At 43.3% G+C, this 18470-nt stretch carries 17 protein-coding genes; 6 read left to right on the plus strand and 11 right to left on the minus strand.

All coding sequences use genetic code 11. The annotated features are described in order from the left end of the window. Window positions 1–96 precede the first annotated feature (96 nt). Complete coding sequence (locus tag OO774_RS22440) at window positions 97–693, plus strand: DUF2238 domain-containing protein (protein WP_264906878.1); 597 nt, start codon at window positions 97–99, stop codon at window positions 691–693. On the opposite strand, the gene cutA is transcribed toward OO774_RS22440, so the two are convergent. The 5 genes from cutA to OO774_RS22465 all read right to left on the minus strand — a co-directional run bounded on the left by cutA (window position 655) and on the right by OO774_RS22465 (window position 3708). Beyond that, a complete protein-coding gene (cutA, locus tag OO774_RS22445; protein WP_264906879.1) occupies window positions 655–987 on the minus strand; it encodes a divalent-cation tolerance protein CutA in 333 nt (110 codons plus the stop codon). The two genes, OO774_RS22440 and cutA, sit on opposite strands and share 39 nt — an antisense overlap. 10 nt (window positions 988–997) lie before the next feature. Then, window positions 998–1249: a hypothetical protein gene (locus OO774_RS22450; RefSeq protein ID WP_264906880.1), complete on the minus strand. Its 252-nt coding sequence runs from the start codon at window positions 1247–1249 to the stop codon at window positions 998–1000. Then, window positions 1233–2954, minus strand: a complete 1722-nt coding sequence (locus OO774_RS22455) for an SgrR family transcriptional regulator (protein ID WP_264906882.1) — start codon at window positions 2952–2954, stop codon at window positions 1233–1235. Before OO774_RS22455 ends, OO774_RS22450 begins: the two co-directional genes overlap by 17 nt. 79 nt (window positions 2955–3033) lie before the next feature. Continuing rightward, the gene (locus OO774_RS22460) at window positions 3034–3267 is read right to left on the minus strand and encodes a DUF3389 domain-containing protein (protein WP_264906883.1); all 234 of its coding nucleotides are present in this window, start codon (window positions 3265–3267) and stop codon (window positions 3034–3036) included. A 12-nt stretch (window positions 3268–3279) separates the two neighbouring features. Next, window positions 3280–3708, minus strand: coding sequence for a hotdog fold thioesterase (locus tag OO774_RS22465; protein WP_264906885.1), 429 nt, complete (start codon window positions 3706–3708; stop codon window positions 3280–3282). A 169-nt stretch (window positions 3709–3877) separates the two neighbouring features. On the opposite strand from OO774_RS22465, the gene OO774_RS22470 reads away from it, so the two are divergent. Then, window positions 3878–4666: a M48 family metallopeptidase gene (locus tag OO774_RS22470; RefSeq protein ID WP_264906886.1), complete on the plus strand. Its 789-nt coding sequence runs from the start codon at window positions 3878–3880 to the stop codon at window positions 4664–4666. A 78-nt stretch (window positions 4667–4744) separates the two neighbouring features. Here the strand turns inward: OO774_RS22470 and OO774_RS22475 are convergent, their stop codons facing one another. Continuing rightward, window positions 4745–5773, minus strand: a complete 1029-nt coding sequence (locus tag OO774_RS22475; RefSeq protein ID WP_264906889.1) for a site-2 protease family protein — start codon at window positions 5771–5773, stop codon at window positions 4745–4747. Between the two features lie 407 nt (window positions 5774–6180). Between OO774_RS22475 and OO774_RS22480 the strand changes: the two genes are divergently transcribed. The 3 genes from OO774_RS22480 (at window position 6181) to OO774_RS22490 (ending at window position 10706) form a co-directional block, all read left to right on the plus strand. Beyond that, window positions 6181–7422, plus strand: coding sequence for an outer membrane protein transport protein (locus tag OO774_RS22480; RefSeq protein ID WP_264906891.1), 1242 nt, complete (start codon window positions 6181–6183; stop codon window positions 7420–7422). Between the two features lie 21 nt (window positions 7423–7443). Then, window positions 7444–9852: a VolA/Pla-1 family phospholipase gene (locus OO774_RS22485; protein ID WP_264906893.1), complete on the plus strand. Its 2409-nt coding sequence runs from the start codon at window positions 7444–7446 to the stop codon at window positions 9850–9852. Between the two features lie 296 nt (window positions 9853–10148). Beyond that, window positions 10149–10706 carry an alkylphosphonate utilization protein gene (locus OO774_RS22490; protein WP_264906895.1) on the plus strand — a complete coding sequence of 186 codons (558 nt, stop codon included), beginning with the start codon at window positions 10149–10151 and terminating at the stop codon, window positions 10704–10706. Window positions 10707–10869: 163 nt separating this feature from the next. On the opposite strand, the gene OO774_RS22495 is transcribed toward OO774_RS22490, so the two are convergent. The 3 genes from OO774_RS22495 to OO774_RS22505 all read right to left on the minus strand — a co-directional run bounded on the left by OO774_RS22495 (window position 10870) and on the right by OO774_RS22505 (window position 14622). After that, entirely contained in the window at window positions 10870–11061 is a 192-nt protein-coding gene (locus OO774_RS22495; protein ID WP_264906897.1) for a hypothetical protein, read from the minus strand. A 278-nt stretch (window positions 11062–11339) separates the two neighbouring features. Then, window positions 11340–12359 (minus strand): TerC/Alx family metal homeostasis membrane protein, encoded by a 1020-nt coding sequence (locus OO774_RS22500; protein ID WP_264906899.1) that lies wholly within the window; start codon window positions 12357–12359, stop codon window positions 11340–11342. Window positions 12360–12879: 520 nt separating this feature from the next. Further along, window positions 12880–14622: a bifunctional UDP-sugar hydrolase/5'-nucleotidase gene (locus tag OO774_RS22505; RefSeq protein WP_264906901.1), complete on the minus strand. Its 1743-nt coding sequence runs from the start codon at window positions 14620–14622 to the stop codon at window positions 12880–12882. A gap of 258 nt (window positions 14623–14880) precedes the next feature. Between OO774_RS22505 and OO774_RS22510 the strand changes: the two genes are divergently transcribed. Next, complete coding sequence (locus OO774_RS22510) at window positions 14881–16515, plus strand: ATP-dependent endonuclease (protein WP_264906903.1); 1635 nt, start codon at window positions 14881–14883, stop codon at window positions 16513–16515. A 127-nt stretch (window positions 16516–16642) separates the two neighbouring features. Here OO774_RS22510 and OO774_RS22515 read toward each other — a convergent pair whose 3' ends face one another. Then, the gene (locus OO774_RS22515) at window positions 16643–17128 is read right to left on the minus strand and encodes a DUF1097 domain-containing protein (protein ID WP_264906905.1); all 486 of its coding nucleotides are present in this window, start codon (window positions 17126–17128) and stop codon (window positions 16643–16645) included. A 224-nt stretch (window positions 17129–17352) separates the two neighbouring features. Further along, window positions 17353–18258, minus strand: a complete 906-nt coding sequence (locus OO774_RS22520; RefSeq protein WP_264906907.1) for a LysR substrate-binding domain-containing protein — start codon at window positions 18256–18258, stop codon at window positions 17353–17355. Window positions 18259–18470: the final 212 nt, after the last annotated feature.

The raw sequence follows: 18470 nt of genomic DNA on the forward strand, positions 1-18470 counted from the left end.
GCGTTCAATTAAATGTAATCATTAACTCGGTAGGTTGAGCAATTCTCAATTCGTTCGACTTGTCGTAAAAAACCAAGTGAAGGATCGAATCAACTTATGAAAAGTACTTCTACATTGTTGGGTCTAACGATTATTTATGCCGTCGTGTTTTTGTTTTCAGCATTGGAGCCTAACTCACGGGCCGTTTGGTTTGCGGAGATTTTCCCTGCAATTGGTATCCTGATAGCAATTTGGGTGTTATCTATTCGCTACCAATTTAGTAATACGGCTTATGTCTTAATGTTTATTTGGTTATGTATCCATACGGTTGGCGCAAAATATACTTTTTCGGAAGTCCCTTTTGACTGGTTTAACAACTTAATTGGATCAGAAAGAAACAATTTTGATCGTGTCGCTCACTTCTCTATCGGGCTATACGCCTACCCGATCGCAGAATATTTGATCTACAAAAAGAAGATCAATATTAAGTTTTCTTGTTGGTTTGCTTTATTTGCCATTATGTCTTTGGCGGCAGGCTATGAAATCATTGAGTGGTGGTACGCCGCTATCGCTGGTGGTGATGAGGGTATCGCATTTTTGGGCTCACAGGGCGATACATGGGATGCCCAGAAAGACATCCTATGTGACACGGTAGGTGCGATCGTCGCCTTGATCTTAATGACGACTCAGCGTCGACTCGCGAAGCCACTCTAAATACGGATTAAAACCGTCAACAATAGGAACTTGTACGATCTGGGCGACTTCATATTCGTGCAAGTTCTCAATTTTTTCTTCAACAAGTTCGTATAATTCACGCCGAGTTTTAATCACCAACAGCCATTCGGTATCAGTGCAAATTTCGCCTTTCCATACATAATGACTTTCGATTGGCATCGTTTGAATGCACGCTGCCAATTCTGCTTCTAACAGACCTTTAATGATTAGATCTCGGTTCTTTTCATTAGCCGTGGTGCTTAATACGATACAGTAATCATTCTCTACGGACATTACTCACTCCCTACTTCATTGTCACTTTACCACCAATCATTTTATATGCTGGTGTGCCTCTTACCAGTGTGTCTCTCGCAAACTCTTGCTGGCAACCCGGGCAAATACAAGGTGTTTGCGTGAAGTCTTCCACAATGCGCTCTTTAAAACATTTCACCAACGCGCCTTTACCACCTTTACGGTATTTAAACAGCTGGGTTTTACATTTTGCGCAATAAATCTCGACGGTTTTCGTCGGCTGTTTTTTATTCGGTTTTGCCATCGTTATCTATAACTTCTTTGGGGATATCTGGCTTTACCCATACGTTACTAAAATCAAACCAACCTAAAGCGTTGCATTTCGCGTTTTGTAATGCGCCGCTATGATCTTTGTTCACGCCCAGCCAGCAATGGAACATAGGAACCACCTGATGACTTTTGACTAACTGTCTACCAAGTTCACGAGCAGGAAACTCTGGATATACGCCTGCACGCCATTGATCAACAAGTGCAGCCCAATCGGCAAAGTCATAACTGGAGCTAAACGTCTCAATGTCACTGTAGTCCAGCAGCCAACCAGCGAGCGCATCATCTCGATTCGTAGCGATACCCATCGCTTTAATCCAAATGTCTACTGCGTTTGGCTCTGGCGGCTGGCTATCATATCGAATGAACTCAACTTCGATACCATGAGGCTTCAGGAGACTCTTGATGGCTTTAGCAATAACAGGAAACATTGGGTGTTTCTTTTGATACGCAACAGAGATGATTTTCCCCTGCTGAGGCACACTACCCGCTTGTGTTGGTCTTAAATCAATCCAGCCCGGTTTGATCCCAAAAGCTTGTAACACTCCAAGCTCTATGACTTTATCTTGTGGTACATGTGTGTATATCTGGTGACTGTTTAACACCTGACTTAAAAGCTCGGCCCATCTTGGATCTTTGGCTATGCCTGTATTCTTGTTGAGTAACAAAAATGTACAGCCAGGATCCAGCTCCACCTCATCGGTTGAAGCATGCTTGTTCATCTGAGGTTTGGATAAACTTGGGTAAACCATGGATGAGTAGGCTTCATCTATCACCCACACCTCAACTTGATCCAGTAAAGGCCGTAAGCCGAAATAGCCATCGAACGCGGTCAGAATAAGACGCTTATCATCGTTCACTTTAACCTGAAAAGGGCCAGTTCCTATGGGTTTTCTATCAAACTCCTCTGAACGCTGCGCCTTAGGTAATAGGATTTTGGCTTGAGATTCACTTAGTGCAAGTGGCAAATAACGGTCTGGACGCATTAGCTCAATATCGACAGTCCAAGGCAGTGGTGATGATACTTTCGCTATATGAGCAAAGAGATTTAAACTGCTAAGCGCACGAACACTTTCCAATACACAGTCCGTAGTAAGAAGCTCACCGTTATGAAAACGCACGCCTCGGCGTAAATAAAAACGCCAGTGTGTATCACTTAACGACTCCCAGGTATGAGCCAGGTCGGGCTTAAGCTGTTCATTTTCATCAAGTCGAGTCAGGCCACTAAAAACTTGTCTGGCGATATGTTGTTCTGAACGACGCATTGGCTTTTGTGGATTGAGCATGGACAGTGGGCGATAATACGGCAAACGGATAACTTGCTCACCTTGGCTGTGCTGAAGCCCTAAATAGCCTTGAATTACCTGAGTGAGTTTGGTTGCGTCGTTGTCTAACGCTTCCAACGCTTGGCCAATTTTGCCTTCGTCTAAGTAGCGTCTTGCTAGATTCTCACTAACATCACTACGACTGCGCTTGAACACCAGTTTTGAGAGTTTTCCTCGGCCAGCAGCAGGATGCCACTCAATCCAACCCTCTTCTTCTAGTTTATTGAGAACAATTCGGGCATTACGACGCGTACAAAAAAGCGTTTCAGTAATATCTTCAAGCTGAACTTCCGTATCGTTTCCAGAAAATTTTTCAAATAGTGTTTCAAACTGAACACGTAGTCGCGGACTACTCATAAAGAGGAAAATCTTGTTTAGAGGTCAATAAGACAAGTTTCCTCATTTTTATGAAAAAGTGCAAATTTAGATGGGTGATTTATTGAATATCCAAACCAATTTCATGTGAAAGCTCAGTTAATTGCGAGTCGTTATCCAGCTTTATAGACCATTTACATTCCGCTCCGTGACACAAAACGACATTAGCCCCTCTGCCGAGAAGTTGAATCGCGTCGGTCTGAGCCTGTAGCGTGACCATTGAAGCACCATTTAATTTAATGACGACTTCGCGCTGGGTCGCGATGATTTTACCCAGTGAAAATTCAATCACCATCTTGGCTTATACTCACTTCGATTTTTGCTGTTTCACAGCGATAGTTAAACGACTGGTACAAACTAAACGATCACGCTCGTCGGTAATATTGATCTGCCAAACCTGAGTTGACACACCCAAATGCAATGGCTTAGCCGTACCTATAACATAGCCACTGCGCATCGCTCTGACATGGTTAGCATTGATATCCAAACCAACGCAGTAGCTCCCTTCGCTCACACAGAAGTTTGCAGCGACAGACCCGAGCGTTTCCGCAAGTACAACAGAAGCGCCTCCATGCAACAGCCCTAATGGTTGATGGGTAATACTGCACACGGGCATGGTGGCGCTAATGGAGTCTTCTGTGAATTCGGTATATTCAATTTGTAAATGCTCCATCATGGTATTTTTTGACGTTGCATTAAGTATCTCTACACTGATTGGCTTTTTCCAAATGCTCATTTTGTGCTCTTATTTTTAAAGTGTTGGTAATTATGGATTAGGGATGAGGTAGCATAGTCGGTATCGAGCCTAAACTTCAAGATATTCTCCAAGTGCCAGATGCACTTTTATCAGCGATAATTACGTATATACTGTTGAACGAAATAGAAATAAATGTGTGGAACCAAATATGAAGGTATGGATTAAAGCTTCTGCTCTGTTGGCCGTTGCAGGTTTAACCGCTTGTAGTGCCTCTCCTACTGGTCGTAATCAGCTTTTGATGTTTTCTGATCAAGAGATGTCTTCTCTCGGAGCGAAATCTTTCGACCAAATGAAGAAAGACATTCCAATTAGCAAAGACAAAAAGGTCAATGCTTACGTGCAGTGTGTGGCTAAACACGTGACAGATGTCATTCCGCCACAAACGGGATTCCAGAATTGGGAAGTCGTCGTGTTTGACAGTGAACAAGTCAACGCCTTTGCCCTGCCTGGCGGAAAGATTGGTGTCTATACCGGGCTTCTTGGTGTCGCGAAAAACCAGGCTCAGTTGGCAACTGTCATTGGTCACGAAGTCGCACACGTTCTGGCAGACCACAGTAATGAACGTTTATCCCAAAGCCAACTAGCTAACGCAGGTCTATCGCTGGCAAATATTGCCATTGGTGCTTCAGAATATAAGCAATATCAAGAAATGACGATGGCAGCATTAGGTGCTGGTGTCCAATACGGTGTGATTTTACCATACGGAAGAACTCAGGAATCTGAGGCGGATGTTGTTGGCCTCGATTACATGGCAAAAGCCGGTTTCGATCCAAATCAAAGCATTGCGTTGTGGAAAAACATGAGTGCAGCATCGGGTGGCGCTCAACCGCCAGAGTTTTTCTCCACTCACCCTTCGCACAGTACGCGTATTAAAGAACTACAAGAGACAATAACAAAGTTGCCTAATTACAACGTTAAAGCGCCGAAGTGTGGCTAACCGCGATTAAGAAAGTAAGTTGTTGCGAACACTAAAAAAGCTCCATTGTGGAGCTTTTTTAACATTCGGCGTTAGAGGTTAAGTTCCTAAAATCTGCATCGGTAAACTGAGTAAACTATCTCCGAGGCTCGCGAAATACCAAATAATAGCTACGAAACCACCAACAGATGCGATATACCAGGCAAAAGAGAATAATTGACCGTAACGGGTTAGTGGCAATAAGTGGCTATGGTGACGTGTCCGCCATTCCATCACCACTTCTAACATCCCCATAATTAATAGAAATCCAAGCAAAGCTAATCCAAATGAATAGCTGAGTACAACACCAAATATCGCTGTCACTATACTGCCCGCTAACCCAACCCAGGTGTTCATTGAGAAGGTTATGCTTTTGAGAACATGCCCGCCGTCTAAAGGCAAGATTGGCAATAAATTGAATAGGTTTAATAGCGCGTTAAATACCGCGAGACCAGCGAAGATCATTTCGCCAGTCACCCAATACAGGATGGTAAAAATAATACTCAATACCAAACCCAAAAACGGCCCCATAATGGAGATAACCATATCCTGCCAGCGGGTGTTAATTTTGTCATCACTTAGTGCGAGCCCACCCAGAAATGGAATCAGGTAAATGCCTTTGGTTTTCATACCAAAGTATTTCATCGCTTTAATGTGTCCCCACTCGTGAAACATCAAACAAGCAATCAGCGCGAGAGCAAACTCGATTGAGAACAACCAAGAGTATGCGGCCAGACTAGCGGAAGCTAATGCAACTTTAATCACTTTTGCGCTTTTCAGTGCTTTCATACCCAGAGATACGATACCAATTAGGCTAAAGCGCTTTTCACTTGGGGGTGTAACTTGTGGCGTCTGACGCTCGATGTCTTTTTCATTACGAGAGCCACTCGTCACTAGCGTGTCATTCATCGTGACCTGATAAGACAAACTGAATGGCTGCCACTGCACCGTACAACCGAGCTCACACTGCAAAACCTCATCACCTGCAACGAGTTTAAATAGATGTTTACTTTCCTCAGATTCACTTTCATTGGCATCAATTTGAGAGACTAATGTGTTGTCCCAATACAACTGCTGCCATCCCGCCATTGATCCTTCCAACCTGAGTGGTCGACCTAAAAATTCAATATGTAGTAATTCCAACGTGTTCTAGCCTAGTGACCTGAAAATACTAAGTTTAACAGAGGTTACATGGCTTGGGTAAAAACCGAATGTTAGCTATTTGAACGCAATTTACCCATTAGCGTTACGAAATATTTCTGGTCTAACCATTCACTAAGAAAATACATAGTTAATACATGATATTACCTCTCATCATTTGACCTATATATCAAATTTCAAAAACAAATCCACCTCAATCTTTGACAATTAATTAAACATGCGTTTAACATTGCATTTACATTATAAATAACTTTAATAACAAAAAAGCAATCTAATCACCACACAACAATTAAAAGGACTACGGTCTAGCTAAAGACACCCTAGGAGGGTCAAGGATGAACAAAAAGCGCTGCTCTCTGCTGACAATATCAATATTGTTTGCGTGTAATGCCCAGTCAGCGGGCTTTCAAGTTGTTGAACACTCAGCATCTGGTCTTGGTCGAGCATTTTCAGGCGAAGCCGCTGTCGCAGACAATGCCAGTGTCCTGGCACGAAATCCGGCGGCCATGACGCTTTTTAAACAAGCTCAATTTTCAGGCGCGATCAGCGTCATTGACCCTGAAGTGGATATTTATGACACTTTTAATGACGAACACTCAAAAGATATCGCACCTGTAGCCCTGGTACCGGCTGGTTACTATGTGAGCCCAATCAACGACAAGTTCGCTTGGGGCATCGGCATGTTTACAACCTATGGTGTTGCGACGGACTACCCAGAAGACATCTCTGCTGGCGATCTGGCGGGTTATACATCATTGATATCGGTTAATATAAACCCGAACCTTGCATATCGTATTAATGATGCATTTAGTATCGCTGGCGGTGTTAGCCTTGTTTATGCAGAAGCGGAGTTAACACGCCATAAAGGGGCTTTAGCTCCGTTGTTTGGACCGGGAAGCCAAACCTCAGACAAACTGATCGGCATGGAAGGTGAGACATTTTCTTGGGGTTGGAACCTAGGTGCTCTCTATGAAATTAATGAGAATCACCGCTTTGGTTTCGGTTACCGTTCTAAAGTCGAACTAGATTTTGATGATGGTGAATTCAGTAGCTACGACTCTGGCATCGCAACTGCCGCGAAAGTTGACGGACGTATAAAGATCAAGCTGCCTTCCATTTTTGAGCTATCAGGTTTCCATCAAGTCAATGACCAATGGGCGTTTCACTACAGTTGGATGTTAACCAACTGGAGCAAATTTACTGAACTACGTGCGACCAGTGATCAATGTAATGGCGGCGTGTGTTTCAATAAACAGGAAAAATATGATGACAATAACCGCTATTCGATAGGTGCAACTTACACGCTCAATCCTAACTGGACATTCCGAGCGGGTGTTGCTTACGACGAACAAGCAGGTAAGCCAACATTGAGTATTCCAGATACAGACCGCTACTGGTACAGCGCTGGTTTAACTTATGCGTGGAGCGACAACCTGACTTTCGATGCCGGTTTTGCTCTAGTTCAATTTGACGACAACTCTTTCACCGAAACTAATGCGTCAGGTCAAGAACTCACGTTTGACGCGGATGGCGCTGCATATATCAGTTCAGTACAAATGAATTACACCTTCAATTAGTAGGTTCAACGGAGTAAACCAATGAAACATACTTTTAAATTATCTTTACTTTGTTCTGCGATCCTACTGGCTGGCTGTGGTGACGAATCCGGTAGTCAAGGCACATCGGCACAAGTAGGTTTTGAATCAGCCGTTCAGGCATTACTTGAACGTCAAACGTCGATACAATTTACCCTACAAGGCGCTAATGCTGCAGTTCCAACTCCATCTTATCTACTGATGGATTCGACCGATGGTACTTTAGGGATACCGACAGAAGGCGATAACGCACTTACCAACCCGAAAGCCTCCATGAACACGATGGATGGATGGTCAACTTCAATGCCCATCGTATTAAACTTCGACGGCGATGGTTTTTCATCAGGTATGGTGACGTCGGGTGTACAAGTCATCAAAATCAATACGCGCCTGACAGATTGGGACGGTACCAGCAATCCGATCGAAGAAGTTCTTACGCTCGGCACGGATTACGTTGTACAAACCAATGGCAATTCGCTTTACATTCAGTTTATGGATTCGCTGGACGAATCAAGTGAATATATTTTTGCAGTAACGCAAGACATCACCGATGTTAATGGTGAACCAATCGGCACCTCTTCGAGCTACGCTACCGCGAAAAGTAAGGAGGTCGTGTACGAAACTGGCGATCTTGCTTCTGTCCAAGCGGTGACAACGGCAGTTGAAGGTATTTTGGGCTTAGCAAACGTTAACTCTGATGATATCGTCTACTCATCTTGGTTTAGCACTCAATCTGTCGGCGAAACACTTGCCGCAGTTAAAGGTATGACGGCAACGGGATTCTCTACCGGTGCAAACACGCTCAATGACGTTTACAAAGCGGATTCAAATGACAACTCAGTTGATCTCAATGCCGCTTATACCATGACGTTTGGTACGACTGAAGATTTTGTAACTGCTCTGGATAGTGATCAGGATTTCAATCAATACGTTAGTGACCTAGACGCAGCTAAGACAGCGATAAAAGGCCTCTACAACGCTTCAGGTGCTAGCGTGAATGTCACTCAAGGCTCAGTAAAGCTCCCTTACTACCTTGAAAAAGGCGCAGATTGGAACATGCAACCAATGGTTTCTGCAATGCCAAGCCTTGCGAAACTTAGCGCAGCTCTCGCCGATCCAAACGAACAAGCGAACATGGTTCAGCAGCTCTCTACCGGTGTTTTTGCAGAGAACCCTGTGGATGTGACGAAGTTGGCAAGTGATCCTACGGAACAGCTTAAGCTGGTTGGTTCTACGCTGTATCTAAGCGACGGTAGCCAATTAGACAGTGAACGTATTATTACGCGATACTCTCCTGTACCTGTAGTCAAGTCTCTTGAAGATGTTGAGTTTCTTCTCTTCACGCCGCAATCAGGTGTCGCAACAGACATTGTGGTTTATCAACATGGAATCACGTCATCAAAAGAAACGGCCTATGCATTTGCCTACAACATGGTGAAAGCTGGGTTAGCCGTGATTGCGATAGACTTGCCTATTCATGGCACACGTAGTCTTGATGAACAACGTTCTGCAAATGCAAACGCGCTTGCTTACCTGAACCTGTCGAACTTAGCGGTGGCGCGTGACAACTTACGTCAAAGTGTGCTGGATGTTTTAGGTCTTCGTGCTAGCTTGGTGGTATCCGCACAAGGTGGCCTTTTAGCAAGTGGTCCTCTTCAGGGCTTCAACCCAATGTCAGGCTCGCAGGTTAAAATGCTCGGTCACTCTCTTGGTGGCATCGTAGGTACATCTGCGGTTGCAGCAGCCAATAATTCTCTAGGTAGCCCAACGGCAGATGCGCTCTATTCATTTAGTGCGGCTTCTATCCAGAACTCAGGTGGCCAAATTGGTAACTTGTTACTTGGTTCTGAGAGATTCGGCCCTCAGATAAAACATAGCGTGGCCTACTCTGCTTCAGCAGATTACATGTCATATGCTGACGCACAATGTGCTGATTTAGATACTAAAACCTGTTATGAAAACTTTGAAGGGATGGCCACTGCAGATCAGCTAGCCGAGCTAAGTTCTGGCTTCTCTCAGTTCATCTACGCTGCCCAGACAACGCTTGATACCGTTGACCCATTCACTAACGCTAGTGATTTGATGTCTTCAGGTACGCTATCAACGCCATTCTTTATGACAGAAACGGATGGCGATTCAGTCGTGCCAAATAGCGTTGCTAACGCGCGATTCGCAGGCACAGAACCACTGGCTGAGAAACTTGGCTTAAAGGAAGTTAATAGTTTGGACACTTCAGTGTCAGCAACTGCAAGCTTCGTTCAGTTCAACTCAACAGCGACACACAGTACGTTTGCTTCACCAAGTGGCACCTTGGCTGATCTCGACCACCACGTCGAAATGCAAACAGAGAACACCGATTTCCTGATGGATAATGTGTTAACTGGTGTCTCTAACACGTCAGTTCTGAAATAAACATCAGATGTAAAATCTAAGACTAAAATCCTACGTCTTGTTGTCATGCCCTCAATAGTTGAGATTCAATTATTGGGGGCATTTGCATGCCTGGGCTGCTTAAATACTCATAGCTGTCTATAGTTACGATGAACTTTCATATTTCGACATCAATTTTATTACCAAATGTTTTACATATTTACATTAATCAGGTTGCAATATTGTAAAAACCAAACCTAAATTTCCTAACACCCTTTTATTTATCAGGATAAAGTGGATAATACCGCCACAAAATAACATTACTAAGGTGAGTCCTTATGTCTATCGAATCTACTTTGCTTGCACGCTGCGAGTCAAAATGTGAACTATGTTCATCTGAATCTCCATTAACTGCTTACGCTGTTCCACCACACGGTAACGTAACAGTTGATACCGCTATTATGGTTTGTGACAAATGTCTAAGCGAGATCGAAGAACCTAAAGACATTAACCACTGGCGTTGCCTAAATGACAGCATGTGGAGCCAAGTGCCAGCAGTACAAGTAACGGCATGGCGTCAACTGACTCGCCTAAACACTGAAAGCTGGGCTCAAGATGCTCTTGACATGATGTACATGGAAGAAGAGCAAATGAACTGGGCAATGAAGGGGATGTCTGACGATGACAAAACTCTTGACTGTAACGGCACCGAACTTAAAAAAGGTGACGATGTAACGGTAATTAAAGATCTACCAGTTAAAGGCACAAACCAAGTGATTAAACAAGGTACGGTTATCCGTGGTATCAGTCTTGGTGACGATCCAAAATTGGTTTCAGGTAAGGCAAACGGTGGTCAGTCTATGTATGTGATCGCAGAGTACTGCCGTAAGAAGTAATAGACGTTACTTTTATCGTAAAAACAGGGTTCCAGTCGGAACCCTGTTTTTGTTTCAGGCGACGTCCTCTACGGATAGTGATATCACATCGTAGTGACCATCAAATAATTACAAAAAAGCCAGCTATTAAGTAAGCTGGCTCTGTTCATTTACTGTCTTCAGATTAACGATACATACCGATATCTTTCTGAATATGAGCTGACAAATCTTCTGCGTAGTAACCGCGTGGTACTGAGTTATCTACAAAAAGAATGTCGAGTAAGTGAGTTAGCAATCCTTTGAAATTTACCGTATAGGTTTTCTTATCCATAGAGGTTGGTAAAGCTACAGTTGTCATTTGCATTGCTTGTGCCATGATTGCCTCTCTTTAAAGCAGTAATCTGTGTTGTTGGGTGTATAATAGTCATATCGTTTCAGTTTAAAAAGTGACAAAAACTACCCTTTCGAATTACTTTTTCTAATGGAACAAACCTATAACAAACACTGGATATACTAATACTCGCCAGACGAATATTTATTCAAAATAGCCCAACACTGCTTGAATAACTTTAAGTTACCTCATATTTAAATCCGATTTAGCAACATTTCATTAACCTATATAATATTCAATATCAAATTAACACACTAAACACGTCAATATTTTTGATTAGTAATATTAACCCTAGAGGCTGTGCTTTCTTTGTTCTTATGAACCGAAGCGACAACGGCAGAGGTCATCACCAGAATTAGGAATGTGAGAGACCAAATCGTCGGTATTTCATAGTCCGTACCAACCAAAAGCATTTTCACACCAATGAACATCATGATCACTGACAAAGCAGGCTTTAAGTAAACAAACTTATCCAGCATGGCTTGTAATACAAAGTACAATGAGCGAAGCCCAAGTAAAGCAAATACGTTTGCGGCAAGCACCAAAAAAGGTTCTCGTGTGACTGCAAAAATCGCGGGAATGGAGTCTAGTGCAAACATCACATCCATTACAGCAATCACACCTACGACGATCAACATCGGAGTCGCCACCCACTTACCTGCCTGTTTCAATATCATGTGATTACTGTAGTAATCATCGGTTATTGGAATTAGCTTGCGGATGAACTTCTCCGGATATGGATTAATCTCCTCGTTTTCATCATTTCCCTTTGCGAGTTGTATGCCGGTCCAGATCAGAAATGCCGCGAATAAGTACAATACCCAGTGATATTGAGCCAATAGCTGCACCCCGACAGCAATCATAACGGCACGAAGTAACAGAGCACCGATGACACCCCAAAGCAGCGCTCTTGGTCGTAGGTGTTCAGGAACTTTGTACTGAGCAAAAATGATCGCGAATACAAATAGATTATCAACACTGAGTGATTTTTCGAGCAGATAACCGGTGAGGAACGAAACTGCCGCTTTAGTATTCGAATAGTCGCTGTGGGCCGCATAAAAATCCCAAAACAGATAGATTGAACCTGCAAACACAAAAGCCAACAAAAACCAAAAGATGCTCCAAACAATGGCTTTTTTCATCGTAACAACGCCGCCACGCGTTTGGTAAATATCCAGAGCGACTAAAACGAGTGTAAATAGCCCGAAAACGGCATACATGTTGAGAGACTCTTGAAACAGAACCGATTGACTAACTTGAGTGGTATTTTCAATAAAAGACATGCTTCCTCCTACGCGGAAGAACCACTGGTTTGGTGACCTTCCGCATACAAACTAAACCAACAGTCACATTGATAATGTGTCTGTTAGTTGCTGAATGCGTTGGTCTCGTTGAAGTGCCAAATTTATTGAATCTATGACACCTTTACTTACCGGATAAGCATACGCTTAACGAGATGACGATAAGTAAACTTGCGCTAACTACTCCCCAAACGAGGCAATCATACGCCTGTCATTTTTATTTTCCAACAAAGAATTGCTATCGATAAAGCAGAGATACTTTATAATATTCAGTGCATTAGCTAGATGAATCTTTTCCAACTAAAAAAGGAGCACAACCGCGCCCCTTTGTTAATATTTTACTCAGGTCAATACCCCACCACAGGCATAACATGTGCTAGTAATGACCAAGCGGCAACCCATGCAACAACTACCGCAACATCACTCCAGTCTTTATTCCACATCCGTTTTACCTTCACCACATTTATCGTGAGATGATAAGCAAGATGGGCACCAAAAATGGCTAACTGCGCTGCTGAGTATAGAATTTGTGACTTTGGTTCAAACAGTTAGGATCATCAGTAAGCAGTTCAATGAAACAATCCGCCATAGACAGATTGCTGACACTGCCCTCTCCTTCCATATCCAATAGGGCTTCGTAACCTTCTTTGCCTTTCATTGTATATGCCGATGATGCACCACGATACCAAACCTCATCTTGTACCTTAACCCAACGACTCTCGCTGAAAATTTCTAATACGGTGATACGTTTTCCTTTAGGGAGGTGGGCTTTGTACTCAAAGTTCAGGTTGTATGTGTACGGGTAACTACCAGAGCCAGTGCCTTCGACACCATTGTTCAACGCATTGTTAATTGCGCCTTCTAAAGCTCGGCGAATCACACTTCCTTGCACGTTATAAAAACCAATAGGGACGGCAAATGGCAATAAACGTCCGGCAACGTCGGCAATCGTAAGTTTTCCCGGATTAAGTGACGTTCTGACGCCACCAGCATTATGAATCGCGAACTGAATCTCATGTCCACGTTGATTTAAGCTATGCAGGAATGAATGTGCAACCGCAGAAGCAAGCTCACTGCCTCCAAATTCATCTGGGATACGTACATGGCGCTTTTTATTTTCGATATTCGCGATAACCTGAGATTGAAGTGCGCGCACGCGTGGGATGTACTTGTCCGTTAAAATAGCCTGTGTCTCAGGGTGTTTTTTACACACGACGACATTTGACTGGCCATGAATAAAGTCACACGCTGTTTCAAATACGCCCTGGTCCAGTTGTTGGTTGAGTGAGGAGTCCCAAAATATACGACGGCCAAGCAACAGCTCATTTTGACCACTTAGCATCGTCGCTATTCCCTCTTCATCGAACTCAAGCACACAATGGCCAATCGTCAATGCGTGGTAACCGGCCTGCACCACATAAGTACCGTTCACGTTTACGCCGTATGGGTCGTCTTTACCTAAGCCTATCGATGAAAAGTCACCTTGCAATCGATGACTGTGACCACCGACGATGATACCAATCCCGGCGACTTTTTCTGCCAGTTCTAAGTCACCTTCATAACCCAGATGGCTAAGCAAAATAATATTTTTTATCCCAGCAGCGTGGATTTGGTCGACGGTCGCTTTGGCAGTATCAATTGCGGCCACGAATGGCGTATCGGCGTCGGGGTTCGCTATATCACTCATTTTATCGATCGACAGACCAAAAATCGCCACTGGCACGCCATCAAACTCTTTCACCATATATTGTGCGCTTTGAGTTTGATGCTGGTAGCTCAGTACATCGCCACAATCACTCACACGATGAGATTTAGAGACTGACTCGTTAGACAGATCCCAGTTACCAGCAAGCAACGGGAAATTGGTACGCTGACAGAACTGCGCTACGGGCTCATTTCCCATGTCTAATTCATGGTTGCCTAATGCCATCGCGTCGATTTGTAGCGCGTTTAGTAGGTCAGCATTGGCTTTGCCTTTAAACAGAGAAAAGTACAACGTGCCCTGGAAGCAATCTCCGGCATGTAAAAACAACATTCCGTGCCCTTGACGTTTAGCATCGTCGCGTAGTTGTTCAACTCGTGTTGCAATGCGCGAAAAGCCACCGGCACTAACATAAGGCTCTAAAGTAACTTCTTTGTTGATTTTTAGTTTTAGCTGTAATGACGTTGGCTCAAAGTAGGAATGAGTGTCATTGATGTGTGCCAGTTTGATTCTTACTGGCTTATGATTTTTATTCATTTTCATCTTCTCTCTTTTCATTCCTTATAATAATAAGGAGTGGATCATGACAGAATCATGAATTTTATGAAACAGCGAATTTCCATTTCAGTTTTACGAGACCCTACTTAGGTTAACTCACATTTCATAAACGTATCGATCCACTTCCTATGCAGGCTCTCGTAAATTTGTGAACTGAGCTTATAGCAACATTTAAGAATTACTATATGCTTAGAGACAGCAAGATAATTCTCTATAATTCAAATAATTGCGAGGAGGATTGAGATGAGACTAGAACGCATCGAAATCTCCGGGTTTAGAGGCATCAAACGCCTTTCACTCTCTTTTGATGAACTCACCACTCTCATTGGTGAGAATACATGGGGTAAGTCTTCATTACTCGATGCCTTGTCTATTGCATTACCACCAGACGGCAAGCTTTACGAGTTTGAACTGAAAGATTTTCATGTTGACTACGCTATCGCTCATCCACAAACTCAACATATTGAGATCATTCTTTGCTTTCGAGCACAAGACAAACAAGAGATAAAAGCGGGTCGTTACCGCCGTCTAAAACCTGTTTGGTGTACCAAAGAAAGCGGTGGACACGTCATCTACTATCGTATCAGTGGCGCTCGAGATGAACATAACATTACGACTAGTTACGGATTCCTAGACCGCGAGGGTAAAACTAAACAGATACATCATTCTGAAAAGATCGCAGTCGAGTTGATGACACTGCATCCTGTTATTCGCTTAAGGGACTCTCGTCGCTTCCCTCATTCATCTCATGTTAATGGAGATGGTAAGAACGCCCGAATTGAAAAGCGTATTGACAATACATGTCGACGACTATTAGCCATGCCAGGTCAAGTCAACAAGGGCGAAATTCGCAGTAGCCTTGCCTCTATGCAGACTCTGGTTGACCACTATTTTGCATTCCGCACTACCAGCAGAGGGAATCCAAGGAAACCAAGAGATGGTCTGTTTTATAACAGCCACCCTTCTGATAAAGGTCTGAGCCAATACTTGAGGGAAACTAAGGACAAGCAAAGTCGCTTACTTCTAATGGGCTTGCTCAACACTTACTTGCAAGCAAAAGGCCCAACAGAGCTAAGACGTTGTGCACGACCAATCTTAATCATTGAAGACCCTGAAGGTCGCTTACATCCTACCCATTTAGCGAGAGCCTGGTCCTTACTTCAGCTATTGCCGATGCAAAAAATCCTTACGACCAACAGCGGGAGTTTGCTTGGCTCTGTTCCTCTCTATTCAATACGTCGCTTGTACCGCTTATCAGATCGCACTATTGCGAAAAGCCTTAACTCGTCTAAGTTTGGTCGAGATGAATTAAGGCGAATTGGATTTCACATTCGCTTTCACCGTGCAGGTGCGCTCTTTGCTCGTTGCTGGCTTTTGGTTGAAGGTGAAACCGAAGTTTGGCTTTTTAATGAACTGGCACGTCAATGTGGTTATGATTTAGCGGCCGAGGGCGTTCAAATAGTCGAGTTTGCCCAATCCGGCTTGCGTTCAATTATCAAAGTTGCCAAAGAATTTGGTATTGACTGGCACGTAGTAACAGACGGTGATGCGGCGGGTAAAAAGTACGCTCATACGGTTCGATCACAACTAGAACATGATCAAGAGCGCCACCGCTTAACAGAGTTACCTGATCGAGATATCGAACATTTCCTTTACAACCATGGATTTGAAATTTTCTTTAAGGACATGATAAAGATTCCTCATGATCATCAAATCCCTGCCAAAAAAGTGGTAAACCGAGTGCTAAAAAAACATGCTAAGCCAGATTTAGCGCTAGCGATTGTTTCGCATTGTGAAGAGAATGGCATGGAATGTATACCAGTACTCTTGCGTTGGACGCTAAAACGCATCGTCACTATGGCAAGTGGTAATACCTAGAACGAATAATTAGTAAAAAAAAGCACACTGTCAAAGTGTGCTTGTATCAAATATCAATAAGTTTGATGAATAAAATTGAGAAAAAGAATACTCAATTCTCAGTGGATACCAATTAGATCGGGGGTCACTACTGCACTTGCTCAGCGAGCGAAGAGGTAGGAGTAGCATTTGATTTCGAGTGTAACCAAAGACCAGTCGCCTTCATTAGGTAACCAAATACACCACCTAACACAAGCGATGGTACGACAAGTTGCCAGTTCCCATCGGCTGCAAAGGTTGCACAGGAGCCAATAAATGTACCAGGAATGTAAGATAACCAGGCTTGCTTGGCTTGAATACACATAAAGAAAGCTACGATAGCCGTTATTACGTAGCCCAAAATTTCTAACCCTGCGTAAGTAGAACCATGAATAATAACCATAGCCCAAAACACACCAGTTAAATTAGTAATAAGACTGGTTGCCAATCCTTTCAGGCCACTTGTCGGGGAGGCAAAGTAACTAGTACAACCTAAAAATCCCGCCCAGGATAGAAGGCCTAAAGAGATAGCTATCCATCCCCAAACGCCGGACAAAATCCCAGTAGTAATAGAAATCGCTAATAGTGTCGTCATGGTATTCGTACCTGCTTAGCTAGTATCAGACCCTTCTGGTTTGATAACTGGCTTTAAACATTGAAATCAAGAACCGATACTAGAAGTATTCCTCGACCTTATCGGTGACATTGATCACAAATAACTTGTTTATGTTTCATTTATTACACTATAAATTTGACGTAAACGATAAATCAACAGATTTAGTAAATAATTAAACCCCCACCACATACAAACCTAGTCGCTTATAAAACAGTTGGTTTCCCTTTCATCATACGTAGACCTTCACGCTTAATGCAGTCTACTAGTGGGTTTTCTGCCATGTCAGCTCGCCAAATAAAAGAAAGCGTACGCTCCATTTTTAGCTCTGGAACATCTAAAGCAACCAGCAGACCGGCTTGGATATAACGCTCCACATCCAAATAGGGCAAGCAAGTTAAATACTGCCCATTGGCAACAAGACTACGGAGTACAGGTACGTGTTCGTATTCACGCCAAACATCAAGATCCTCTATCAGTTTATTGATCGAGCTATCAAAGGTTTTGCGTGTCCCAGAGCCATCTTCTCGCAATACCCACTTTGCTTGTTCTAACTGGGCTAAACTTACGGTTTGACGCTTTGCAAAAGGATGATGTGAAGCCGCGACAACCGTCAGATGGTCGCGACACCAGACTTCCTGATGCAAACGGTTGTCATCGCAACGGCCTTCAATGATGCCCAAGTCGTACTTGTAATCCAATACGCCTTCAAGGACGCTTCTGGTACTTTTCACCTTTAAAGAGATACGCATCTCAGGGAAGTCATTATCAATAATACTGATAAGATCAGGAACTAAGTGCTCTGCTGGCGTTTGACTCGCACAAAGGCGAACTTCTCCGCTTAATAAGTGTTGCTCGTAAAAGCCCATTTCAATCTGTAAAGCATCTTGTAACAAACGCTTTGCTTTCGGCCTCAGCCACATCCCCCAATGCGTTAATGCCATTTGTTTGCCCTGCCTTTCAAATAATGGTCGGCCAAGCATTTTTTCTAATTGTGAGAGCGACATACTTGTCGCCGATTGTGTTAAAGCCAGCTTGTCTGCAGCCTGGCTTACACTTCCAGAATCGGCAACTGCATTAAAAACGGCTAATTGCTTTAATGAATAGCGCAATGTGTCCTCCTTTACGAGCGAGTATTCTCATACCCTCACTTGATTAAAAACATAAGCAACGGCGTTCATTTTACTCATCTTTGATCAGTTATCAATGTAATTGATGTGAACCTTAAACAATATCAATTTTCCCTGTCGCTATTTTCCTATTAGCCTGATTGTGCGGTTCAGGAATATCGCAGTTCTAAATACAACAACAATAGTTTGAGTTT

The organism is Vibrio sp. STUT-A11, from assembly GCF_026000435.1.
In the GTDB taxonomy this organism is placed as follows: Bacteria; Pseudomonadota; Gammaproteobacteria; order Enterobacterales; family Vibrionaceae; genus Vibrio.